Annotated in this window: 24 protein-coding genes and 1 pseudogene; 14 read left to right on the top strand and 11 right to left on the bottom strand. The window is 45.3% G+C overall.

Features of this window, described 5'->3' with window-relative positions; all coding sequences use genetic code 11:
- Positions 1–62: 62 nt before the first annotated feature.
- On the bottom strand, positions 63–1,703 hold the full coding sequence (locus DT065_RS06230) for an ABC transporter substrate-binding protein (protein ID WP_114371731.1): 1,641 nt from the start codon (positions 1,701–1,703) through the stop codon (positions 63–65).
- A gap of 282 nt (positions 1,704–1,985) precedes the next feature.
- Between DT065_RS06230 and nikC the strand changes: the two genes are divergently transcribed.
- The 4 genes and pseudogenes from nikC to DT065_RS06210 all read left to right on the top strand — a co-directional run bounded on the left by nikC (position 1,986) and on the right by DT065_RS06210 (position 5,936).
- Positions 1,986–2,903, top strand: a complete 918-nt coding sequence (gene nikC / locus DT065_RS06225) for a nickel transporter permease (protein ID WP_114371729.1) — start codon at positions 1,986–1,988, stop codon at positions 2,901–2,903.
- A 13-nt stretch (positions 2,904–2,916) separates the two neighbouring features.
- Positions 2,917–3,836: pseudogene (locus DT065_RS06220) on the top strand (ABC transporter permease).
- A 19-nt stretch (positions 3,837–3,855) separates the two neighbouring features.
- Entirely contained in the window at positions 3,856–4,905 is a 1,050-nt protein-coding gene (locus DT065_RS06215) for an ABC transporter ATP-binding protein (protein WP_114371727.1), read from the top strand.
- Positions 4,902–5,936 (top strand): ABC transporter ATP-binding protein, encoded by a 1,035-nt coding sequence (locus DT065_RS06210; RefSeq protein WP_114371725.1) that lies wholly within the window; start codon positions 4,902–4,904, stop codon positions 5,934–5,936. The genes DT065_RS06215 and DT065_RS06210 overlap by 4 nt, the downstream gene beginning before the upstream one ends.
- Before the next feature lie 210 nt (positions 5,937–6,146).
- On the opposite strand, the gene DT065_RS06205 is transcribed toward DT065_RS06210, so the two are convergent.
- Positions 6,147–6,236, bottom strand: coding sequence for a YjcZ family sporulation protein (locus tag DT065_RS06205; RefSeq protein WP_114371723.1), 90 nt, complete (start codon positions 6,234–6,236; stop codon positions 6,147–6,149).
- A gap of 268 nt (positions 6,237–6,504) precedes the next feature.
- Here DT065_RS06205 and DT065_RS06200 point away from each other — a divergent pair, with 268 nt between their 5' ends.
- Positions 6,505–7,140, top strand: a complete 636-nt coding sequence (locus tag DT065_RS06200; protein WP_114371722.1) for a CotO family spore coat protein — start codon at positions 6,505–6,507, stop codon at positions 7,138–7,140.
- Here the strand turns inward: DT065_RS06200 and DT065_RS06195 are convergent.
- A complete protein-coding gene (locus DT065_RS06195; protein ID WP_418314663.1) occupies positions 7,128–7,643 on the bottom strand; it encodes a CotY/CotZ family spore coat protein in 516 nt (171 codons plus the stop codon). The two genes, DT065_RS06200 and DT065_RS06195, sit on opposite strands and share 13 nt — an antisense overlap.
- A 163-nt stretch (positions 7,644–7,806) precedes the next feature.
- Between DT065_RS06195 and DT065_RS06190 the strand changes: the two genes are divergently transcribed.
- Positions 7,807–8,025, top strand: a complete 219-nt coding sequence (locus DT065_RS06190) for a hypothetical protein (RefSeq protein ID WP_114371718.1) — start codon at positions 7,807–7,809, stop codon at positions 8,023–8,025.
- A gap of 57 nt (positions 8,026–8,082) precedes the next feature.
- Here DT065_RS06190 and DT065_RS19825 read toward each other — a convergent pair whose 3' ends face one another.
- The 8 genes from DT065_RS19825 to DT065_RS06155 are packed head-to-tail and all read right to left on the bottom strand — an operon-like array spanning position 8,083 to position 13,301.
- Complete coding sequence (locus tag DT065_RS19825) at positions 8,083–8,337, bottom strand: M20/M25/M40 family metallo-hydrolase (RefSeq protein ID WP_418314649.1); 255 nt, start codon at positions 8,335–8,337, stop codon at positions 8,083–8,085.
- Complete coding sequence (locus DT065_RS06185) at positions 8,264–8,575, bottom strand: hypothetical protein (protein ID WP_418314672.1); 312 nt, start codon at positions 8,573–8,575, stop codon at positions 8,264–8,266. Before DT065_RS06185 ends, DT065_RS19825 begins: the two co-directional genes overlap by 74 nt.
- Before the next feature lie 33 nt (positions 8,576–8,608).
- Positions 8,609–9,298 (bottom strand): ABC transporter permease, encoded by a 690-nt coding sequence (locus tag DT065_RS06180; protein WP_114371716.1) that lies wholly within the window; start codon positions 9,296–9,298, stop codon positions 8,609–8,611.
- A gap of 23 nt (positions 9,299–9,321) precedes the next feature.
- Positions 9,322–10,245: an osmoprotectant ABC transporter substrate-binding protein gene (locus DT065_RS06175; RefSeq protein ID WP_114371714.1), complete on the bottom strand. Its 924-nt coding sequence runs from the start codon at positions 10,243–10,245 to the stop codon at positions 9,322–9,324.
- An 11-nt stretch (positions 10,246–10,256) separates the two neighbouring features.
- On the bottom strand, positions 10,257–10,907 hold the full coding sequence (locus DT065_RS06170) for an ABC transporter permease (protein ID WP_114371712.1): 651 nt from the start codon (positions 10,905–10,907) through the stop codon (positions 10,257–10,259).
- Positions 10,904–12,082: a betaine/proline/choline family ABC transporter ATP-binding protein gene (locus DT065_RS06165; RefSeq protein WP_114371709.1), complete on the bottom strand. Its 1,179-nt coding sequence runs from the start codon at positions 12,080–12,082 to the stop codon at positions 10,904–10,906. Before DT065_RS06165 ends, DT065_RS06170 begins: the two co-directional genes overlap by 4 nt.
- Before the next feature lie 45 nt (positions 12,083–12,127).
- Positions 12,128–13,042, bottom strand: a complete 915-nt coding sequence (locus tag DT065_RS06160) for an alpha/beta fold hydrolase (RefSeq protein WP_114371707.1) — start codon at positions 13,040–13,042, stop codon at positions 12,128–12,130.
- Positions 13,043–13,067: 25 nt separating this feature from the next.
- Positions 13,068–13,301 (bottom strand): ferredoxin family protein, encoded by a 234-nt coding sequence (locus tag DT065_RS06155; protein ID WP_114371705.1) that lies wholly within the window; start codon positions 13,299–13,301, stop codon positions 13,068–13,070.
- 194 nt (positions 13,302–13,495) lie between these two features.
- Here DT065_RS06155 and DT065_RS06150 point away from each other — a divergent pair, with 194 nt between their 5' ends.
- The 8 genes from DT065_RS06150 to DT065_RS06115 all read left to right on the top strand — a co-directional run bounded on the left by DT065_RS06150 (position 13,496) and on the right by DT065_RS06115 (position 22,127).
- Entirely contained in the window at positions 13,496–14,296 is an 801-nt protein-coding gene (locus DT065_RS06150) for a class II aldolase/adducin family protein (RefSeq protein ID WP_114371703.1), read from the top strand.
- Positions 14,297–14,347: 51 nt separating this feature from the next.
- Entirely contained in the window at positions 14,348–14,905 is a 558-nt protein-coding gene (locus DT065_RS06145; RefSeq protein WP_114371701.1) for an HD domain-containing protein, read from the top strand.
- 65 nt (positions 14,906–14,970) lie between these two features.
- Positions 14,971–16,059, top strand: a complete 1,089-nt coding sequence (locus tag DT065_RS06140) for an amidohydrolase family protein (protein ID WP_227002744.1) — start codon at positions 14,971–14,973, stop codon at positions 16,057–16,059.
- Positions 16,056–16,418 carry a Rieske (2Fe-2S) protein gene (locus DT065_RS06135; RefSeq protein ID WP_114371699.1) on the top strand — a complete coding sequence of 121 codons (363 nt, stop codon included), beginning with the start codon at positions 16,056–16,058 and terminating at the stop codon, positions 16,416–16,418. Before DT065_RS06140 ends, DT065_RS06135 begins: the two co-directional genes overlap by 4 nt.
- Positions 16,419–16,472: 54 nt before the next feature.
- Positions 16,473–17,483 carry an NAD(P)/FAD-dependent oxidoreductase gene (locus DT065_RS06130; RefSeq protein ID WP_114371697.1) on the top strand — a complete coding sequence of 337 codons (1,011 nt, stop codon included), beginning with the start codon at positions 16,473–16,475 and terminating at the stop codon, positions 17,481–17,483.
- A 218-nt stretch (positions 17,484–17,701) separates the two neighbouring features.
- Positions 17,702–18,877, top strand: coding sequence for a Glu/Leu/Phe/Val family dehydrogenase (locus DT065_RS06125; RefSeq protein WP_114371695.1), 1,176 nt, complete (start codon positions 17,702–17,704; stop codon positions 18,875–18,877).
- 76 nt (positions 18,878–18,953) lie between these two features.
- Positions 18,954–20,618: a thiamine pyrophosphate-binding protein gene (locus tag DT065_RS06120; protein ID WP_114371693.1), complete on the top strand. Its 1,665-nt coding sequence runs from the start codon at positions 18,954–18,956 to the stop codon at positions 20,616–20,618.
- A 36-nt stretch (positions 20,619–20,654) separates the two neighbouring features.
- The gene (locus tag DT065_RS06115; RefSeq protein ID WP_114371691.1) at positions 20,655–22,127 is read left to right on the top strand and encodes an aldehyde dehydrogenase family protein; all 1,473 of its coding nucleotides are present in this window, start codon (positions 20,655–20,657) and stop codon (positions 22,125–22,127) included.
- The last annotated feature ends 16 nt before the right edge of the window (positions 22,128–22,143 follow it).

Below are 22,143 nucleotides of genomic sequence, written 5' to 3'. Positions count from 1 at the left end.
ACTGCAGAGCGCTCACTCCAACAAAAAACCACGCGCTTTGACGCGCATGGTTGTATAGCTGATTAGTATCCACCTTCGGCCTCTTCGGTGATATACGTTTCACTTAGATCAAAGGTACCGTTGGTATGGTGGACGAAGTTTTCTACAGAGTCGGAGACACCGACACGATGATCATCGAATGCCGTGTAGATCATCGGAGCGTCTTCAACGAGAATCTTTTGGAGTTCCGCGTAAAGTTCTTCACGCGTATCATCATCTGGTTCTTCTCGAGCTTCAATGATCAACTCGTCCGCTTCTTCGTTATCGTAGAAGGAGCGGTTTCCGGCTGCCCCCATATTATCGGAATGGAAGAGGGAGTACATGGTATAATCCGCATCCCCGGTTACGGTTCCCCATCCGAGAACGAACATATCAAACGCTCCTTCACCGGATTGTTCGAGAAAAGCCCCCCATTCGACATTTTCAATGGAAAGATCAATGCCCACGTCGGAAAGTTCGTCTTGAACAAGTTCAGCCGTTTGTTCACGCAGTGGGTTATCGTCATTGGTTGCCAAGGTGGCTTCAAAGCCATCTTCATACCCGGCTTCTTCGAGCAACGCTTCGGCTTGTGCAGGGTCGTAACCGAGCGCATCAATATTGTCGTCGTAGCCGAAAACAAGATCATTGATAGGCCCATAAGCCGGGTCCGCGTAGCCTGAATAAATACCTTCAACTAAAGTGTCGTTATCGATCGCCAACGTCACCGCTTGGCGTACGAGGGGGTCATCCAATGGTTCTGCATTCGTGTTAAGGCCTACGTAAGTCATGCTAAGGCTTGGGACAGAAAGCAAGCTTGCACTCTCTGCCTGTTCGACCTGGTTGACCAAATTAGGTTGAATTAAATCAGCGACGTGTGTTTCGTTATTATCAAGCATACTGATGCGTGTAAGGTCTTCATCGACCATATCATAAGTGACGCTATCAAGGTTTGCTTCCTCGCCCCAGTAATTTTCATTTTTCGTAAAGGCCATCGAGCTTCCCTGATTCCATTCTTCGAATTCAAACGGACCAGTGCCGCCATCGGTTTCAATGTCCAAATTTTGTTCACCGGCTTCATCTTCTTCGATGGCTTGTTCACTGATAATTCCGGCCGCGTTGTGTGCCAGATGTGCCGCTAAGGGCGCGAAAGGAAACTCTGTGTTAAACTGGACCGTATACGCATCAATTGCTTCCACATCTTCAATCATTTCGAAAAGAACGATTGCTTCAGATGCGAATTCCTCATCGAGGACACGATCAAACGTAGCCACGACGTCATCGGCGGTTAATTCTTCACCATTGTGGAATTGAATCCCTTCATGCAGCTCAAACTCCCACGTTGTTTCATCAAGCTGCTCATATGAGTCCGCCAACCCGGTCGTTTCCAATTCAAGGGTTTCGGGATTTTGGTTTACTAACGTTTCATATATTAATGTACGTGCTTTCGCAGATTGATTATCATTTGTTCCATGTGGATCAACCGTATCCGGCTCTCCGGCCAGTGCGATGGAAAGATCTCCGCCTTCTTGCGGTTCATCGACAGCTTCTTCGCCGGTCTCGCCGCCATCTTCCGTTCCTGCGTCTTCTCCGTTATCTACGTCTGAATCATCCGTGCAAGCAGCGAGCAATAGGCTGGTGGCGAGTGCAGCTCCCACGAGATAACTCGATCGTTTGTACTTTTTCACCTGATTTCCCCCTTTTATAAAGCTATTGTTACTATATCTTACGAATTTAAGGTTTTCAATACTAATTTTCTAACAAAATAAAGGGTTGTACGGAAAAAGATTACGATTTACAATAATTAAGCTTTCGTGTAAGCTTGACGCATTAAATTTAAATAGGAAAGTTCACACAATGTTTAAATAATCCTTGCCGAGAGCGCTTATATGATTTATTGTAAACATGGTGATTCTACTTTCATATGAAAATAGTTTAATTGGAAGAATATGAGAAAGGGTTGAGCGAGGATGGGGTCAACCGTAAAGCAGCAACCGGACCGTGAAGAAATCGCAGCGCCGGAATCACGCTTTAAGAACCTAATGAAAAAACTTATACGCAACAAATCATCATTAATCGGTGGCATTATTTTAATCATCTTTGCACTTATCGCTTTGAGTACGTTGCTGTCACAACTTCGAATACTGCCGTTTGATTTAATGACACATAACCCAAATTCAACGGATGTACTCAACGATTTTCAGCAGCCATCATCGGAACATTGGTTTGGAACCGATCATAACGGCAGGGATATATATAGTCGAATTATTTACGGCACTCATTTAACGTTATATGTCGGCGTATTGTCTGTTGCGGTCGGCGCGGTGTTCGGGATCGTTCTTGGATTGTTGGCGGGTTATTATGGCCGCATTATTGATTCCATCATTATGCGCGTATCTGACGTATTGCTCGCATTTCCGGGCATCTTGTTGGCGCTCGCGATCGTAAGTGCGCTTGGCCCCAGCCTGAACAACGTCATTATCGCGTTAGCGATTTATAACATACCGGTCTTTGCCAGGATTACCCGCGGGTCGGTGTTGGAAGTGAAATCTGTGGAATACGTAGAAGCGGTACGAGCCTTGGGGGCAAGAGATGGAAAAATTATGTTTCAGCATATCCTTCCGAATGTTAGCTCGCCGATCATCGTACAAGCTTCTTTGCAGGTGGCAACATCGATCCTCAGTGCAGCCGGTTTATCCTTCCTCGGCCTCGGCGTCCAACCGCCAACACCCGAATGGGGGGCGATGCTGAACTCGGGAAGAAGTTACATGTGGGACAATCCCCATCTTACTCTGTTTCCGGGGATCGCGCTCGTGCTTGTTGTCCTCGGCTTCAACATGTTGGGTGACGGATTGCGGGATGCGCTGGATCCAAGATCGAAAAAGTAAGGAGGCGTAAAAAATGCACATTTTTATTATCCGCCGTTTTTTACAACTGATACCGGTCATTATCGGCGTGACCCTCGTTGCCTTTTTGATCATACAATTGATCCCCGGGGATGCAGCACAAGTCATGGCCGGAGAAGCGGCTTCGGAAGAACAATTGGAACAAATGAGGGAAAACCTGGGCTTAAATGAGCCTTTATATGTACAATACGGTATTTTTTGGCCGATCTCCTTCGCTTTGACCTTGGCGAATCCGTACGCACCGGGCAACCGGTCATGGAATTGGTAGCCCCGCGTTTTTGGATTACGTTGGAGCTCGCGTTTTGGGGACTAGTCGTTGCTGTAAGCTTCGGCCTTATTGGCGGGATTATTGCAGCGGTTAGGCAAAACTCTGTCCGTGATTTCGGTACAATGGCAATCGCGGTGATCGGGCTCTCGATGCCAAACTTCTGGCTCGGCCTCATGCTCATGTATGTGTTTGCCAATCAACTGGGTTGGGTACCAACCTCCGGTTGGGGCGATTGGCAGCAGATCTTCTTGCCCGCGATTACGATGGGGACGGCCGGGGCAGCAATCATCGCCCGTATGACGCGTTCGGCCATGCTGGAAGTCATTGGAGAAGATTACGTTCGAACCGCCAGGGCAAAAGGGGTAAAAGAACGCCTCGTCATTTACAAACACGCCCTGAGAAACGCGTTAATTCCGGTCGTCACCGTCATTGGTTTACAGTTTGGCTATTTCTTGAGCGGAGCGGTGCTGACCGAGTCGGTCTTTAGCATTAACGGCTTGGGACGGCTCGTTGTCGATGCGATTGCCCAGCGGGATTTTCCGGTTGTGCAAGGAGCCGTGATCGTACTGGCATTAACCTTTGTGTTCGTCAATTTCCTCGTCGATATCCTTTATCGTGTCTTAAATAAACGAATTGAATTGAATTAAAGAAAGGAGGGTATAGACGGTGACTGCGAAAGAAGAAACCCCTGTTTTAAAAGTGGAAGGGTTGCAAACGTCTTTTTTTACACCTGATGGGGAAGTCAAGGCAGTCGACGGTGTTGACTTTGAAGTCGGGGCCAACGAAACGTTGGGCATTGTCGGGGAGTCAGGTTCAGGGAAAAGTATTACCTCGCTCTCCGTCATGCAACTCATTCAATCGCCCGGGGAAATTATCGGCGGAAAGATTGAATTGAGCGGCGATGACTTGCTCAAAAAATCAAAAGGACAGATTGCAAAATATCGGGGCAATCGTCTTTCAATGATCTTCCAAGAACCAATGACCTCCTTAAATCCCGTGTTTACCGTCGGCCATCAGGTGGCGGAAACCGTGAAGATTCATAAAAAGATGGGTACACGCGAAGCTCATCAGGAAGTCATTCGCATGCTCAAACTGGTAGGCATTCCGGCACCGGAAGATCGTGCGAAAAGTTATCCCCATGAGTTGTCCGGTGGGATGCGTCAGCGTGTGATGATCGCGATGGCGCTCGCTTGCGAACCTGAATTGTTGATTGCTGATGAGCCGACAACGGCGCTTGACGTCACCATTCAGGCTCAGATCCTTGAACTCATGAAAAGCCTGCAGGAGTCAACGGGGATGGCGGTAATGATCATTACCCACGACCTTGGCGTCATTGCCGAAACCGCCGACCAAGTCGCTGTTATGTACGCCGGTGAAGTAGTGGAGCAAGCGGATGTGAAAACATTATTCAACCGACCGTTGCATCCGTATACGCAAGGGTTAATGCGGTCGATCCCCCGCCACGATGTAGACGTGGAAGAATTGGAAGTCATTAAAGGAACGGTACCATCTCCGGCAGAAATGCCCGACGGCTGTCGATTCGCCTCGCGTTGTCCATTCGCGTCCGAGATTTGTAAGACGCATCCATCATTGGCAGCGCCTACGGACAACCTTGAAGACGAAAACGATAGTGGTGCCGTTCGTTGTTGGATTTATACAGACGAATGGGAAAAGGAAAACCCGACGAAAAAGAAGGAGGTGCAACAAGAATCATGAGCTCACCTCTATTTGAGGCGAAAAATTTGAAGAAATATTTTCCGGTGAAAGGCGGTATCCTCAACCGCAAAATGGCCGATGTTAAAGCAGTCGATGATATTTCGTTTTCCATAAACGAAGGGGAGACGTTGAGCATCGTTGGCGAGTCCGGTTGCGGCAAGTCGACGACCGGACGTGCGATCCTGCGATTGGAAGAACCGACGGATGGGGAAATATATTTCGAAGGAGAAGATTTTCGCAATCTAAGCAAATCCGAGTTACGTCAAAAACGGAAAGATATACAAATTATCTTCCAAGATCCGTTTGCTTCCTTGAATCCGCGTCAAAAAGTCAAGCAAATTCTCGACGAAGCGATGGCGATTCAAGACGCGGTTCCAAAAAAAGATCGCCCGGCACGGATTCGTGAATTAATGGATGTGGTTGGCCTCCGCCCACAACAAGCCGAACGTTATCCCCACGAATTCAGCGGGGGCCAGCGGCAAAGAATCGGAATCGCGCGCGCCTTATCCGTTGATCCCAAGCTAATCGTTGCCGACGAAGCGGTCTCGGCCCTTGACGTTTCTACTCAGGCGCAAGTATTGAACTTGCTTAAAGATTTGCAGGATCGGTTTGATCTTACGTACTTGTTTATTGCCCATGATCTGGGCGTTGTTCGTCATATTTCCGATCGCGTCGCTGTCATGTATCTCGGAAAAATAGTGGAAATCGGCGATAAACATTCCTTGTTTGATGAACCGCGCCATCCGTATACACGTGCATTGCTTTCTGCGATCCCCGTTCCGGATCCCGAAAAGAAAAGCGAGCGCATCGTGTTGGAAGGGGACGTACCATCGCCTTTGAATCCACCAAGCGGTTGCCGGTTCCACACCCGTTGCCCGTTCGCTACGGAAATTTGCAAACAGGAAGATCCGGAACTTCGCGCGACCGATGATATGAACAGCGACCATCACGCTGCTTGCCACCATATGGAAGAGATCATCGCGCAGTATGGAACCACCCCCCAAAAACCGGTTACGGCCGAAAAAGAGTAAGAGGGAAATCATCCCTTTTGCTCTTTTTTAATGTTGTCTTCACTCACGCGAAAATCGTCAAATCTTTGTCCATTATCTGTATTTGCTTCTGTCTGATGCTATTTTCAACTGCAAACGGCCACCGTAAGAACGTTTTATACGCGCCCATTTCGACGTGCAAAAAAAATCATCCCAAAGGCCAGGGGGATGATTTTAGCATATTTATGGTTATTAACAGTAAGCAGATCCAACGATGATGAGCAAAATGAACAGCACGACAATCAACGCAAATCCTCCGCCAAAGCCATATCCGACAGACATTTTAGTTCCTCCTCGTGTTTCTGATGTGAAGAACGATACGATCGTTCTTATTACACGTTATTCAGTCATGCGCAAAGAGGTGTGGCTCCATGATAAAACAGGCGCTGGCCTATCACCTAATCTCGGTTCACGTAGTATAGGAGCCCTGTCTCTTGTGTCAAAGGCAACGTATACTGGAGCGTAAAGCACGTTTCTTTCTCCCTTTCATTCATAGCTTGTTATCTACTGAATACAATGGAGCAAGACGTTTTCTGAGGGAGGAGAAGAGATGAGTACACGAAAACGGAGGAATCGTGCTCAACCGCTGCTATATATCGATACCCCCGATCAACATGAAGCCGCTTATCTAGGTAGTACCGAAGTGGAAGTTTTGTACAAACGTAATCATTTAGGCCCAGAAACGGAATCCCCGGAAGAAAATCATGAGGGTGACGACCAAAACATTCAAAATGAAGAAAATGATGAAGATAAAGAAAATGAAAAAAGACGTTCGTTTAATTTATCGAAACATTTAGGGTACGATTGGCAAGAAAGAAGTGCACCGTCCCATTATGCCACTCGTACGAGGGATAACCTGGCTTCAACATTATCGGAACAGACCGCCAAACGAGCACCTATTGATGATCATTTAGGTCAAGACAATGCTCAGAACGAAAACAAAAAGGAAGAAAAAGTCCCTAAAGCTTTTGCAGAAAAATCCATGAAAGAGAAAGTGGAATTTCTTTTAAAAATGCGTAAACGTACCCCAATGACGTGTATATGTAAAACGAAAGAACAAACATGGGTCGGCACCGTTACTGCTGCGGAGGAGCAGTATTTTACGATGCAGACCCAACAAACCCCTTACCTTGTGACGATTAATTACGATGATGTGAAGAAATTATCCCTTGATCACTTCTCGTAGTGATGATGTTTATCTTTCTCCGGTCGTTTCACAACATTGTCGATCAGGTCCGGATCGAGGCATTGGATCGCACAGAAACAGCGTAGGTCGACTTCTATACAGAAATGGGTCTTTTCAAGAGTATAGACATCGGAAAGCGATGTTGGGTCGACACAGCAGTTATGCGTGAATTTGATGTCGTTTTTCGGGCACAGCAACGATAAAGTGGCACAGCAACTTTTTTCATCAACATCTTCGACTCGGAAGAAAACTGTTTCAAACACGCCCATAAGATCCGCTGTCAGTCCGCCGGTAGCCCAGAACAAGTTGCTTTTTTTATCTTTTAGCATAAAGGGAATGGTGTCCTGGATCTTACCTGGTCTTTTTGGACCTAACAAGTTAGTGTGACAACTGTTTATACAGTTATCCATTTTTTTGTCGACAGCATCTTGTGCTTCCTTTATGGAGAGCACCGCGTCACATACACAGTGGCCCGATTCGTAATCTTTGCAACCGCAGCTCACGTTCATCACTCCTTTTCCTTCAGGTTCGTTAACATCTTATGTACGTTTTGCCTAAAGCGTGTATCCCTGGCATACGCAAATGGGACTTTTAACGAGAAATAGGCGTAGTGTTGATGTATTTGGGGTATAGATCTATAGAAATGGAAGGAAGGGGGTTTGTGCGTTGGGTTATATACCGATGCAACATAATGTCATTGCCGCTCAATACGGCAATCGCGTGCAAGCTGCGCAGCCGTTAATCAAGGCAAATCCACCGGTTTTTCGTGTCACGGCAAAGCGTATTGATCGCCGTAAGGATGACGACACGCACGCTTGCCGCCCCCTGCAATCATCTGGCCGATATGTAACCGGAAAAGGCCATCGCTTTGACGCGATGGCCTGAAAGGAGATACTCGCCATGACTCATGGCGTTTTTTTGCCTCTTCTTCATTATTCATGATCAAACCTCGATATTCATGTCGATGTCATTGACCATCGCTCTGCTCCCCGTTAACCCATTATTAAACCTTGCTCCTTCTTCATCCGAAAAAATCACCACTTCAAACGGACGTTGTGGACGATAGCCTGTCGCTTTCCATGCTTCGACAACTTCAAGACTCGAAAGCACACCAAGGAGACCATCAAAATGGCCTCCATTTGGTACACTGTCTATGTGAGATCCACTCAAAATGCAGGACAAGGAGGCCAAATACATTTCCCGCGCCATCTTCCGAAATGGTCAAGCCGGCTTCTTTCATCCAACCTATGACGAGATCCTTTGCTTCTCGCTCTTCATGCGAAAAGCCTGCACGATAACTGCCCCCATCTTCGGTCAGTCCAATTTCAGAAATCGCATGGAAACGTTTGGCTAAACGTTTCCCATCTACCCCGTCATAAGACAAATACGTTTCATATTCGTTTACTAACCTTGAATATAAATCCCGATCATTCATACTGATATACGCTCCTAGAGTGAATGCATATGATTATGCCGTTTCTGCTTGATCAAGATCTTCGCCTTTGTTTTTACGGGATTTTACCGGATCCAAAATTTTCTCGAGCGTTCCCAGAATCACATCAGCCATAATGGCCATTAAGGCCGTCGGAATTGCGCCTGCCAGAATGATCGGCGTTCCGTCCGTGACGTTAGTACCGCGAACAATGATGTCGCCCAGACCTCCGGCTCCGAAGAAGGCACCAATCGCCGCAATACCGATCGCAATAACAAGTGCGTTACGAAGGCCGGCCATGATGACAGACAATGAGAGGGGAAGTTCAACCATCCGTAAGCGTTGACCTTTTGTCATTCCCATAGCCTTGCCGGAATCAAGCAGCACCTGGTCAACATTCACTAGCCCGGTATAGGTGTTTTTCACAATCGGGAGAAGCGAATACAGGAACAAAGCGAAAATAACAGTGTTCGCGCCTAACCCCATGGCAAGCATCAGGATGGAGAGCATCGCCAAGTGCGGAATCGTCTGAATGATGTTCGCAAGTTGGATGACCCAATTGCTTAATCGGCTGAAGCGTGCGATCACAACGCCGAGGGGGATCGCGACGATCGCCGCAAATAAAACGCCATATGCTGCCATCAAAAAATGTTGGAAAAATTCTTGAGAGACATAACTAAAATTTTGTGTGTAGTAGCTCACGACATCGCCAATGACTTCAAACATGCGTACACCTCCATTTCGGATAATTACTCAAAATAATTGTTTTCTTCCAGAAAGTCCTCTGCGACGGTCGCTGGTTCACGTAATTCTGCATCCGCTTCATAGTTTAAAACTTGCATTTGTTCCGTGCTTATTTCACCTTCCAATTGAAGGATCGCTTCTTCAACGCCGGGGTTAGCTTCTAACATATCGGTGTTCGCGACAGCAGATGTGTCATAGGGCGGGAAAAATTGCTGATCATCTTCTAATAATTGGAGGTCGTAGGCATCAATCCGCCCATCCGACGTGTAAGCGAGAACAACGTCCATGTTTCCGCTCGCGAGCGCATCGTAAACAAGACCAATTTGCATCGGGTTAATATTTTCAAATTCTAAACCGTAATGGTCCTGAAAAGCGGGATAGCCGTCTCCTTCACGGCTCAACCAATTGGTGTCCACCCCAACATCGGCCGTATCAGCAATCGCTTCTAAATCGGATACGGTCTCGAGGTCTTCCTCCTCTGCGAGATCTTCACGTACGGCAAATGCATAATTGTTCTCAAAGCCGTAAGAGGGAAACCACGTTTGATCAAAACGTTCCTCGTATTCGTCCATCATATAGTTAATCCCGTCGTCAGGATCTAAATCCGTCGGATCTTCATTTAAGATTGCTGCCATATCAGTGCCTGTATAACGAGTTGCGGAAACGTTAACATCCCCATCCAACATGGCCTGGTGCGCAACAACCGATGTGGCGATATTGTTGACCATGTCTACGTTGGCATCTGTCTGTCTTTCGATCATGAGCCGTAGCATATGGCCAATGATCTGTGATTCGGATGTGTCTGTCGTGACAATCGTTACGGTGTCATCCCCGCTGCCTGCGCTTATTCCGGGTAGAGAACATCCACTTATCAAGCCAACACTCAGAAGGCCTGCCAAACAGCTATACTTAAGCTTTTTATGAAACATAAACTTCCTCCCTAAGTTGTTGTCGGCTTCAATCCTTTTGGAGTTAGCCCTTTTTCCCATTTTGAAAGGATTATTTCAAATAACAAGGCCATCAGCGTCACCGGAATGGCACCTGCAAAAATAAATTCAGGTTGGTAATGGTTGAGGCCGTTAAAAATAAAATCCCCAAGGCCTCCACCGCCAATATAAGAAGCAAGGGTGGCCCATCCGACGAGGTAGACTGAAGACAATCGGATCCCTGACATGATGACAGGTGTTGCAAGCGGTAATTCTACGTAACGGATACGTTCGAATGCAGTCATGCCCATCCCTTTCCCGGATTCATCAAGATCCGGACTTACGCCGCTGATGCCCACGTACGTATTGCGTAAAATCGGAAGCAATCCATAGATGAACAGGGCAAAAATGGCTGGTCCTTGGCCGATGCCAAGAATTGGAATCACTAATGCCAAAAGCGCCAGGCTCGGTACTGTCTGTAAAATACTGACAATGCCAATGACGAAGTTTCCCGTTTTTCTTGGCACTTTGTTTAATAAAATGCCTAAAGGGACAGCGAAGATAATCGCGAGAAATAGGGCGCCTAGGGTGATATAAATATGTTGCCATGTTAATAAGAGCATATTTCCGCCATTCTCTTGAAAGAATTCTATCACTGCGTTCATAAGATCGACTCCTCAACAACTGCAGATTGCTGTTCAGCTGTCTCTTCCTCTTGATCCCCCCAAATCGAATCATAAACGACGTCCACGAGTGTGGCACGAGTGAGAATCCCAAGCAAACGCTTGTCATCGTCAACGACCGGAACGTAGCTTGTACCCAGCTTTAAGATTCGATGGACTGAATCTCTCAGCCTCGCTGATTTATGAACCGTGCGGACTTTGGTCAGCAGGATGTCTGCGATGGTTTTATCGCTATGGTCCTCATGGGCGGACTTAATCATCTCAATATCTACGTAGCCTTTTAAAATATTCATATTGTTGATGATCAGAAGTGAATCAACACGTTTTTCGCGCATCACTTGGATGGCTTCGGAAATCGTAGCACTTTCATGGACCGTGATCGGGTTCTTATTCATGATACTTTCGACGCTTTCAACATTCGCACGCATTTGCAAAAGGCGATCCTTGCCAATAAATTCTTCGACGAATGCATCGGCAGGTTCGGATAAAATTTCGTCAGGTGTTCCGATTTGTACCAGTTCACCGTCTTTTAAAATGACCATACGGTCCGCGAGTTTTAAAGCTTCATCCATATCATGGGTAACAAAAACAATCGTTTTCCCTAAATGTTGCTGTAACTTTTTAAATTCATCCTGTAGCGTGTCGCGGGTAATTGGGTCAAGCGCGCCGAAAGGCTCGTCCATTAAGATGAGCGGCGGGTCTGCAGCTAACGCTCGGAGCACCCCGATCCGTTGCTGCTGCCCCCCGCTAAGTTCGTTCGGATAACGCGTTAAATACTCGTCATCCATTTCGACGAGCTGCAGTAATTCTTTGGCTCGTTCTATTCGTTTTTCTTTTGACCAATTCAATAACTTCGGAACGAGCGTGATATTATCCTGAATGGTCATATGCGGGAACAAACCGATCTGTTGAATGACATACCCGATTTCGCGACGTAATTGAACGGCATCTTGGTCGACGGCATTCTTCTCATCGATGGATATCACCCCTTCTGAAGGGTCAATCAGGCGATTAATCATTTTCATGGTCGTCGTTTTTCCGCAACCACTGGGGCCGATGAAAACCACAAATTCTCCTTTTTCAATTTCCAAAGAAAGATTTTTAACAGCATATGTACCGCCCTTATAGGTTTTCGATACATTTTCAAACGTAAGCAACGCACAACACCTCCATAGTTTTCTTTCATTTATCAGTAAGCTAATTTAGCTTGTTAACGTATTTTGTGAGAAATCGATGATCGTTTGCGCGACTTCTTTTGGTTTTTCTTCCGGAAGGTAATGCCCACACCCTTTTATTTCTCGGCCAATCGCATTTGGGATCGTACGACGCCATACATCAAGTACGGGAAAATGGGCCACATTTCCTTGCTCACCCCATAATAAGAGTGTATTAATGTTTAATGTGACATGTTTGTTTGCTTCTGCACGATATCTTGGCAAGTCTATGTGGTAAGACGCTCTATAGTCATTAAGAGCCGCCAAAATAGCCCCCGGTTGTTGCCAACTTGCCAAGTAGTGCTCCCAGGATCCATCTGACTTTAACAAATCAAAGAAATCTTTGCCTTGGTGTAATAAGAACGTCAGATAATCTTCTTCTTTTCCTTTGATTAATGCTTCCGGTAGTCCATGAGCCAATGGGAAAACCCATTGCCAATAGTTATCACTCGCTTCAGAAATGGACAATGAATCATAGATATACTCTGTTGGCATGATGTCCATAAGTACAAGTCTATCCACAAGGTCAGGATAATCTAATGCCAGACGTCTTGCTACTCGAGCACCTCTATCGTGACCCACGATTAAAGCACTTTTTACACGAAAGTGATGAAGCAACTCTTTTATGTCACTTGCCATCATTTTTTTCTCATAATCTTTTATATCATTGGGTTTATCAGATCCCCCGTATCCTCTTAAATCTACAGCTATCACTTTATGGGTACGTCTAATTTTTGGAATGACATACCGCCAGGAAAGCCAATTTTGTGGAAATCCGTGCAGCAAGATACAAACCGGTGCGTCATTCTCACCGCTAGTGACATAATGAAGTTGAATGCCATTAACGTTCACGTACCCATGTTTAACGTCTTCATCGCCATGCGAGTGATAAAAATCATTCACGCTATATTAACCTCCTATGGAAGTATTATTGAAAAAAGCGTTGGTTGACCTCGATATATTTTTGTTCTTTGTCGGGAACATCCTCCACTGTATAGATCGCATCTACGGGACATACTGCTTCACAAGCGCCGCAATCAATACACACATTGGGATCAATGTGGAACATGTCATCGCCTTCTTCGATACAATCTACAGGGCAAACCTCCGTGCACTCTGCATTCTTTTCATGTAAGCATGGCGACGTAATGACAAAAGGCACAATGAAAATCTCCTTTTTATTAAATTAAACACTCTATTAAAGTAACCTCTTAACGCATACTTGTCAATAATAATAATGATTGATTATAATATTGTTGACAATCATATAATAAGTGTTATTATAATTGCCGAAAGGGATGATAAGCCTCTTTCCATTGCCAGTCTCATTCATAGTGAAACAAAGGAGGTTTGGAATTGGTTGTTGATAATAATCAAGAAGAACGTGTAAACGGTAAAGGTGTTCAAGACTACCTGCAGCAACCGACGTTTGCGGATGTTAACGAAGAGCGTAAACACGGCAAACAACGCTTGGCAGCGGCTTTTCGTTTATTTGCCCGCTTTGGATTTAGTGAGGGGACAGCCGGTCACATTACATATCGTGACCCCGAATTTAAAGATCATTTATGGGTGAATCCGTATGGCATGCCTTTTAGTGAAATGAAGACCACGGATCTCATCTTAGTCAATGACCAGGGGGAGGTTGTTGAGGGAAACTATTCGATTCATAAGTCAGCTTTTATGATTCATTCCGCTGTTCACAAGGCTAGGCCGGATGTGATTGCGTCTGCGCATGCCCATCCAATATATGGGAAAACTTGGTCGGCAAGCGGACGGTTGCTCGATCCACTTACACAAGATTCTTGTGCGTTTTATAATGATCATTCCGTTTTGGATGAATTTTCAGGCGTTGTTTATGAAGAAAAAGAAGGGGAAAAAGTTGCGCAGGCGTTAGGAAACAATAAAGCCGTGCTATTAAGAAGTCACGGCCCCCTAACCGTTGGTCAATCGGTTGATGCAGCAGCTTTTTGGTTCATTACAATGGAGCGTTCTTGTCAATCCCAATTGTTAGCGGAAGCTGCTGGTATCGTTAATCCCATCGACCCAAAAAATGCGGAATTAACGGCTCAGCAGGTTGGGAGAGAAAAAGATGGTTGGGAAAATTTCCAGCCTTTGTGGGAACGTATGGTCAATGCGCAACCTGATTTGCTGGATTAATATCGTGAAAGTCATGACACGAATGTTAAACATTTGAAGGAGGTTTCATCAATGCAAAAGGTCGTCAATTTTAGAGAGATGAATGATGGGACTGAAGAAGATTTCACTTTTTTGGAGGCATTGGAGGATGGGTTTAATACAGGTCTGCCGGATCGATTATTGCAGACGGTAAAAAACCTTGAACATAGTTTTAGTGGTTACCGAATCTCCCGTTATGAGCATTCTTTACAATCGGCAACAAGAGCGTATCGAAATGGTGAAGATGAGGATATGATTGTCGGTGGCCTTTTACATGATATCGGCGACGAATTAGCGCCTCATACGCACGGAGAAATGGTCGCCGCCATTACGAAACCTTATCTATCCAAAAAAGTCACATGGATCATCAAAATGCATCCGGTCTTTCAACAACACTACATGAGTCATCTATCTGAGGAAGAAAGAAATGCACGAGATCAATTCAAAGATCACCCTTATTATGATGATTGTGTGAAGTTTTGCAGGGACTACGATCAAAATTGCTTTGATCCGGATTATGAATATTTACCGATCGAGTTCTTTGAACCCATGGTAAGAAGAGTCTTTTCACGCGAGCCTCAATTTGATTAGGAAACACCTATGATCACTTGGCTGTGACAAGGGTATTTGATAATGAATACAAGGAGAGATGTAAATTGGCAGAGCAAAAGCAAACAAAACAAAAACGTCCGATTATTGACATGGATATTCACGAAAGGGTTACTTACGATGAGCTGCTTCCCTACTTGGATAATCCTTGGCAAAGATATATAAAAGATACGAATTGGGTGCAGGAAAAACACCTCCCCTATCCTATATTAGGAGCAGCCGGACTGGATCGGGCGGATGCTCAAGTGCCTGACGGTCGTCCGGCAGGAAACGATCTCTCATTTTTGCAACAACAATTACTCGATGATGTTGGTCATGAGGCCGGGATTTTAACGGGAGCGGGTGATCCGTCTCCATCATCGATGAATGGTTGGTATGAGATGGCCGTAGCATTAGCGACTGCCTATAATGATTGGCAAATTGAAAATTGGTTAGAGAAAGATGATCGTTTATATGGATCTGTTCACGTTGCGGCCCAGGATCCTGCATCTGCGGTCAGAGAGATCGAACGGGTTGGCTCCCATCCGAAAATGGTGCAAGTGCTGTTGCCTATTGATGATCGCCCTTGGGGAGATCCGTATTATCACCCGATTTTTGAGGCAGCTGAACGCCATAACCTGATCATCGGTATGCATCATCAAGAACCACCGAACTACTACGGCAAATTTCCACGTTACTTTGTTGAATGGCATTCCGTCATGCCGAATACGCATATGATTCAGGTTAGCAGTATGATCTTTAACGGCGTTTTTGAAAAATACCCGAATCTGAAGTTGGCGATGATCGAGGCCGGTTTCACATATATCCCTGCGTTTATGAAGAAAATGGATCAGCAATATAAAGTACTTCGTCATGAGGTCCCCTGGGTTAAGCGGATGCCAAGCGATATTGTTAAGGATCATGTCCGGGTTACGACCCAGCCTGTCGATGAGCTAACACGGGACGAATTCCTAAAGTTTATTGATCTTATGGGTTCAGACGAGATCGTTTGCTTTTCAACGGATTATCCGCATTGGGATTATGATTCTCCATTTCGGGCACTTCCACCTCTCGGAGAGGATTTGGAAAAAAAGATTTTCGCAGAAAATGCTAGAAAATTATACCCGAAATTACCAGAAAGGAAAGTTACACAATGAAAGAAGTGGTGTGCAAGAAAGAAGAATTATCCCCCGGAAATATCATGAGTGCCCATGTAGGTCCGATCCCGATCGTTTTGTGCCGTACACCTGACGGTGAATTTTATGCTTTTACGAATAAATGTGTTCACCAAGGGGCGCCCATGTCGGAAGGTGTGTTGTGCGGTGCTCCTGCCCCTACGGATACGCCTGGAGAATACCATTACGAGAAGGAAGGCGAGGTTCTTCGCTGCCCTTGGCACGGGATTGAATTTGACATCAAGAATGAAGGTCGCATGATCGTCGATAGCAACCGCAAGCTTGGGAATTTCAACGTGTCTTTTGAGGGAGACGATGTGGTCGTTTCTACGAAGAAATAAGTGCTGATAATAAGGATCTTGAAGATACGATAGTACCCAGAAAGGAGGTTATAGCTGTTGCCTCAACAGGAAACTTATGATGTAACCATCATCGGGGGCGGACCGGCAGGATTATTTGCTGCTTTTTACGCCGGCATGCGTCAATTAAAAGTGAAAGTCATTGAAAGCATGCCGGAACTCGGCGGGCAACTATCTGCGTTGTATCCCGAAAAATATATCTATGATGTGGCCGGTTTTTCAGAGGTGACCGGACAGGGGTTGGTGGATCAATTAAAAGGACAAACGATGCAATTTGAACCTTCCATCGTATTAAATGAAACGGTGCAACAGATTGAAAAAGACGATGAAGGATGGTTTACCCTGTCCACGGAGGAAAATGTTCACTTTTCCAAAACGATCTTGATCACAGCTGGTGTCGGTTCCTTCCAACCACGCCGATTGGCATTGGAGAATGCTCAAAGGTATGAAAACAAAAATCTTCATTATTTTATTGATGACCTTAACCAGTTTGAAGGCAAAGACGTCTTTGTTTGTGGCGGCGGCGATTCGGCTGTGGATTGGGCGTTAATGCTTGAACCGATTGCAAAAAACGTACACTTGTGTCATCGACGCAGCAAATTTAGAGCACACGAACACAGTGTGGAAAAACTTGAGCGATCAAGTATTAATGTGTTGACCCCCTATAAAATCGAGGAAATTATCGGGGACGATCAAGCATTGAACAAAATCGTGATCCAGGAAGCCAAAGGGGACAAGCAAGAAGAGCATGAAATTGACGATCTGATTGTTAATTACGGGTTTATATCTTCCCTGGGGCCGATTAAAAATTGGGGACTGGAGATTGAAAAAAATTCGATTGTTGTTAATTCTAAAATGGAAACTAATGTTGAAGGTATTTTTGGAGCCGGTGATATAACGACGTATGAAGGGAAAGTCAAACTCATTGCCACTGGATTTGGAGAAGCACCAACAGCCATAAGCAATGTGACCGCATACCTTGACCCCAATAGTCGCCTACAGCCGCAACACAGCACCAACCTGTTCCCGAAAATAGGGCAGGCATAGATGGAAACCGATCGATTAACGTTTCATAACGCTTGAAAAATTTGAAGTAATGAATATGATTAACGAATGGGCCTAATACAAGCGAGGATATGAATGGCAATCCGTTTTATCTGTTTGCCCCTCATGAATAGCTTCGCTGTAACGGATCCTAATGTGTGTGGCCTTTGTTACAAAGGATATTCCCGTTTTTACAGGAAACGTCGACTGGGAGGTTCGTTATGTTAAAACCATACTTAGTGGTGGAGTGGAATGATACCGAAACAGATGCAGAAGGATGGCTAGTGATTCATAATTTCGTGAATGGCTATACAGGCGGCGGGACGAGAATGCATCCATCTGTGACGAAAGAAGAGGTTGTGAGGCTAGCTGAGGCGATGGCTTATAAATATGTAGCCAGTGAAAGTGAAACGACCGGAGGGTGTAAAGCGGGGATTGCCTATGACTACAAAGCGTCGGATGCATCAGCCGTTTTAAGAAGATTTCTGATTGCAATGATGCCTTATGTTGACATCGGAGTATCTTTAGGTAGTGATTTAGGGACGAACTATGAAGATATACTCGAAATTTTTCATGAATTTGGCATTGATATCCCTATGACGAAGCCCATGAAACAAAATCCAAAAGTCTTACAAGGGATAAAGCATTACGATGAACTATTGACGACCAGAATGGACGGATTGTTGTTAAATGATGTCGTTACAGGATACGGGGCGGCATTCGCGGCAGATGAGGCTTGGACATATAAAAAAGGCCAAGAAGGAGCAAAAGTTGTTATTCAAGGGTTTGGCAGTGTAGGCGCGAGCTGTGCATTGAAAATGTCTCAATTAGGCTATAAAGTTGTTGGGATTTCAGATGCAAATCTTTTAGTCACGTGTGACGAAGGATTGAATGTTCAGAAACTGATTGATCATAAAAATGAATACGGAGAGATGGATCAAGTCTATTTTGAGTCGCATTACAATGTAAGGTCAAACACAGAATGGCTCAATGTGGACTGCGATATTTTAATTCCATCTGCGTTAGAAGATGTCATTAACAAATCTAACGCTGACATGGTTAAAGCAAATTTGATTGTGGAAGCAGCAAATATTCCTATCTCCTCAGAAGGGGATGCAATCATTAGACAAAGAGGCATTGATATTGTCAATGATTTTGTGACCAACCTAGGGGCCATAAGGTTTTATGACGCCATTATTTTTGGGGGCGTAGACCCTAATCCGCAAGCTGTTATCGATGATATTGAACAATTATGCCGGAAAAATACGTCTCATTTATTTGCGGAAAGTAAAAAGCAAAGTAGATATCAAAGAGAAGTCGCTTATGAGATATTCAGACCGGCCATAAGCGGTTTATTGGAATACGCGGGACCATCGAAAGAGGAAACTTCCCATTAAAAGCGTTCCGGTACACAAGAGAAAATAAATGTCGATGTTAAAACAAAAATAAATTTTAAATAGACGGAGGAATAAAGTGACTCATCAAACAGCGTTTACTGTTTCAGACGCCATCGTAAAAGAGCTTGTACAGACCGGCGTCGACGTCGTCTATGGGATCGTAAGTGTTCATAACATGCCGATCTATGATGCGATCCTGCGCGATGGGAATATTCGATTAGTCACAGCACGTGGAGAAAGCGGTGCGGTCAATATGGCAGATGCATATGCCCGGGCTACAGGCAAGCTAGGTGTCGTCATGACAAGTACGGGAGCCGGCGCAGGGAACGCGGCAGGTGCCCTAACCGAAACATGGAATTCCGGTACGCCACTCCTCCATATTACCGGAGAGGCCGATTCTCATTATATAGGGACGGACCAACGTTATATACATGAATGCAAAGATCAGTTGAAAATGATGGACGGCGCCAGTAAGCAAGCCTATTTGTTAAAGCGGCCGAAACAAATCACACCGTTTATCCGAGAAGCGATGAATGAGGCTCTTGCGATTCCGACAGGGCCTGTGACGGTTTTGATCCCCACTAATTTTCAAAATGAAATCATCCCAGATACCCAATTGATGGAAGCTAAAGCAACTAAAACAGAAAGTGATGTGGAGATTCCATCTGATGTCATTAAAAAAATTCAGGAGGCGAAGCGACCGGTCATCTGGGCGGGAAAAGGCGTCATCGCTTCAGGCGCTTCCGATGAGCTCAAAGCATTTGTGGACGTGATTCAGCCCGCGGTCATCACCAGTGAATCAGGCAAAGGGTCCATTCCTGAAAATCATCCGTTAAGTATCGGTAATTTTGCGGCTACACCTCAAGTCGAGGCGCTGTTGAATAAATCAGATTTACTGATCAGTATCGGGACTCGCTTCCGTGGCGAGGAAACAAATGATTGGACGTTACCTACCCCTGAAAATCATATCAATATAGACGCGGACCCGCATGCGTTTAATCGTAATTTTGACACATTATACAGCTTGGTTGGAGATGCAGGGTTAATTCTTAAAACGTTAAACAGCGCTTTGGATCATGAAAATATTTCCTCGGATCCGGCTTATGTGGATGAAGTCAAGTCAAAGCGTCAAGAAGTCCGGGATCATCTGCGTCGCAACATCGGCCCGTATGGTGACATCGTAGATATTATGCGTGAGCGCATGCCGGCTGATACAATTCTGGTTAGGGATGTGACGATACCGGCTTATACGTGGGGGAATAAACTACTCGATATTTATGACCCCAAGACGTCGATTCATGCAACCGGTGGCGGCATTGGACAAGGCTTGCCGATGGCACTTGGGGCGAAGATCGGCCAGAAAGAGAAGCCGGTCGTCCTCATCGCCGGAGACGGTGGATTCATGGTGAATGCCAGTGAAATGATGACCGCTATCCAAGAAGATGCACCGATCACGATTCTTTTATTCGATGATGGGGGCTACGGTATATTAAGATATTTACAAGAATCCGCTTATGGAAGACGCACGTCGGTTGATTTGAAAAATCCTGACTTCGTCATGATGGCCATGTCCATGGGATTCGAAGCTGAAAAGGCAGCCTCTGTGGATGATTTCAAAAATTGCTTAGAAACGGCTCTCGCAAGCCAAAAGCCTTCGATGATCGTCGTTGATATGCATGCGTTACCGATGGCATATGAGGAGTCGGATGAATATATTCAATCATTCCGCCCGAAGTCTTAATGGGGCCAACGTCAGTCATAGGGAGGGTCCAAGACGATGACAAGACATTTGAAAATGTATATAAACGGCGAATGGGTGGCATCAAGCAGCGAGACGACCGTCAATGTTATTGACCCTGCCACACAGGAAGTCATTGCGGTTGCATCAAACACCACAAAAGAAGAGACAGAAGAAGCGATCAAAACAGCAAAGCGCACATTTGAAAGCGGCGTATGGTCCGACTTACTGCCACAAGAAAGAGCGAGCGTACTACGAAAAATTGCGGAGAAAATGGAAGATAATGAAAATACGCTTATTGATTTGGAAGTACAAAATAATGGTAAAACAAAACGAGAAGCTGATTCTGATGTTCAAGATGCGATCAATTGTTTTCGTTATTATGCGGATCTCTTGAACACGACGAGTGACCAAACATATGAAGCTTCAGAAGATCTGCAAACGCTCATCGTGAAGGAGCCTATAGGAACTGCCGGGTTGATTGTACCTTGGAACTTTCCGTTATTAATGAGTGTATGGAAGATTGCCCCCGCATTGGCTGCAGGTAATACAATTATCTTGAAACCAGCAGAAATCACGCCCCTAACAGCCGTGAAGTTATTTGAGTTAATGGATGAAACGGATTTGCCGAAAGGCGTCGCCAACCTGATATTGGGCTTGGGCTCTGAGGCCGGTCAAACGATTTCAGAAAGCAAAGACGTAGATATCGTTTCTTTTACCGGAAGTACAGCGGTCGGGCGACATATTATGAAAGCTGCCACTGGTAATATGAAAAAAGTATCCCTTGAGATGGGAGGGAAATCTCCGAACATCATCTTTGACGATGCCGATCTGGATACAGCAGTTGATTACGCTTTATTTGGCATTTACATGGGTGCGGGGCAAGTTTGTACGTCCGGAAGTCGAATCCTTGTCCAAGAAGGCATATACGATAAATTTGTGAAAAACTATATTGAAAGGGCAAAGGCAATCAAGGTTGGCCCAGGCCACGATGAAAACGCAGAAATGGGAGCCATCGTGAGCCAGAAGCATCTTGAAAACATATTGGAATATGTCCAAATCGGAAAAGAAGAGGGTGCACATCTCGCGTTAGGCGGCAGCAAAATAAAAAGCGGTGAACTGGAAAAAGGGCTTTTTTTCGAGCCCACAATTTTTACAAACGTGACAAACGATATGCGAATCGTGCAAGAGGAAATCTTTGGACCTATTGTAACCATTCAAAAGTTCAAAGACGAAGATGACGCGATCAAAACAGCCAATGATACTGATTATGGTCTTGCAGGTGCTGTATTTTCCAAGGATCAAAATAAAGCACTGCGTTTGATTAAAAAAATCCGTGCCGGCATCACCTGGGTCAACACCTATCACCTCACAGACGAACAAGCGCCATGGGGAGGTTATAAACAAAGCGGCATCGGCAGAAGCTTGGGGACATACGGCTTGGACGAATATCAGGAAACGAAACAAATCAATATTAACTTGGCACCTGAACCCATCCATTGGTTCGAGTAGATGACCATCAAGGGTC

It is taken from the genome of Salicibibacter kimchii (genome assembly GCF_003336365.1).
GTDB lineage: Bacteria > Bacillota > Bacilli > Bacillales > Marinococcaceae > Salicibibacter > Salicibibacter kimchii.
This window is presented reverse-complemented; position numbering and strand designations above follow the sequence as displayed.

Coding starts and splice junctions, on each gene's coding strand:
- nikC (WP_114371729.1), top strand. CDS start 1,986: ATGGGGTCAACCGTAAAGCAGCAACCGGACCGTGAAGAAATCGCAGCG.
- DT065_RS06210 (WP_114371725.1), top strand. CDS start 4,902: ATGAGCTCACCTCTATTTGAGGCGAAAAATTTGAAGAAATATTTTCCG.
- DT065_RS06205 (WP_114371723.1), bottom strand. CDS start 6,236: ATGTCTGTCGGATATGGCTTTGGCGGAGGATTTGCGTTGATTGTCGTG.
- DT065_RS06200 (WP_114371722.1), top strand. CDS start 6,505: ATGAGTACACGAAAACGGAGGAATCGTGCTCAACCGCTGCTATATATC.
- DT065_RS19825 (WP_418314649.1), bottom strand. CDS start 8,337: ATGTATTTGGCCTCCTTGTCCTGCATTTTGAGTGGATCTCACATAGAC.
- DT065_RS06185 (WP_418314672.1), bottom strand. CDS start 8,575: ATGAATGATCGGGATTTATATTCAAGGTTAGTAAACGAATATGAAACG.
- DT065_RS06180 (WP_114371716.1), bottom strand. CDS start 9,298: ATGTTTGAAGTCATTGGCGATGTCGTGAGCTACTACACACAAAATTTT.
- DT065_RS06175 (WP_114371714.1), bottom strand. CDS start 10,245: ATGTTTCATAAAAAGCTTAAGTATAGCTGTTTGGCAGGCCTTCTGAGT.
- DT065_RS06170 (WP_114371712.1), bottom strand. CDS start 10,907: ATGAACGCAGTGATAGAATTCTTTCAAGAGAATGGCGGAAATATGCTC.
- DT065_RS06145 (WP_114371701.1), top strand. CDS start 14,348: ATGCAAAAGGTCGTCAATTTTAGAGAGATGAATGATGGGACTGAAGAA.
- DT065_RS06135 (WP_114371699.1), top strand. CDS start 16,056: ATGAAAGAAGTGGTGTGCAAGAAAGAAGAATTATCCCCCGGAAATATC.
- DT065_RS06125 (WP_114371695.1), top strand. CDS start 17,702: ATGTTAAAACCATACTTAGTGGTGGAGTGGAATGATACCGAAACAGAT.
- DT065_RS06115 (WP_114371691.1), top strand. CDS start 20,655: ATGACAAGACATTTGAAAATGTATATAAACGGCGAATGGGTGGCATCA.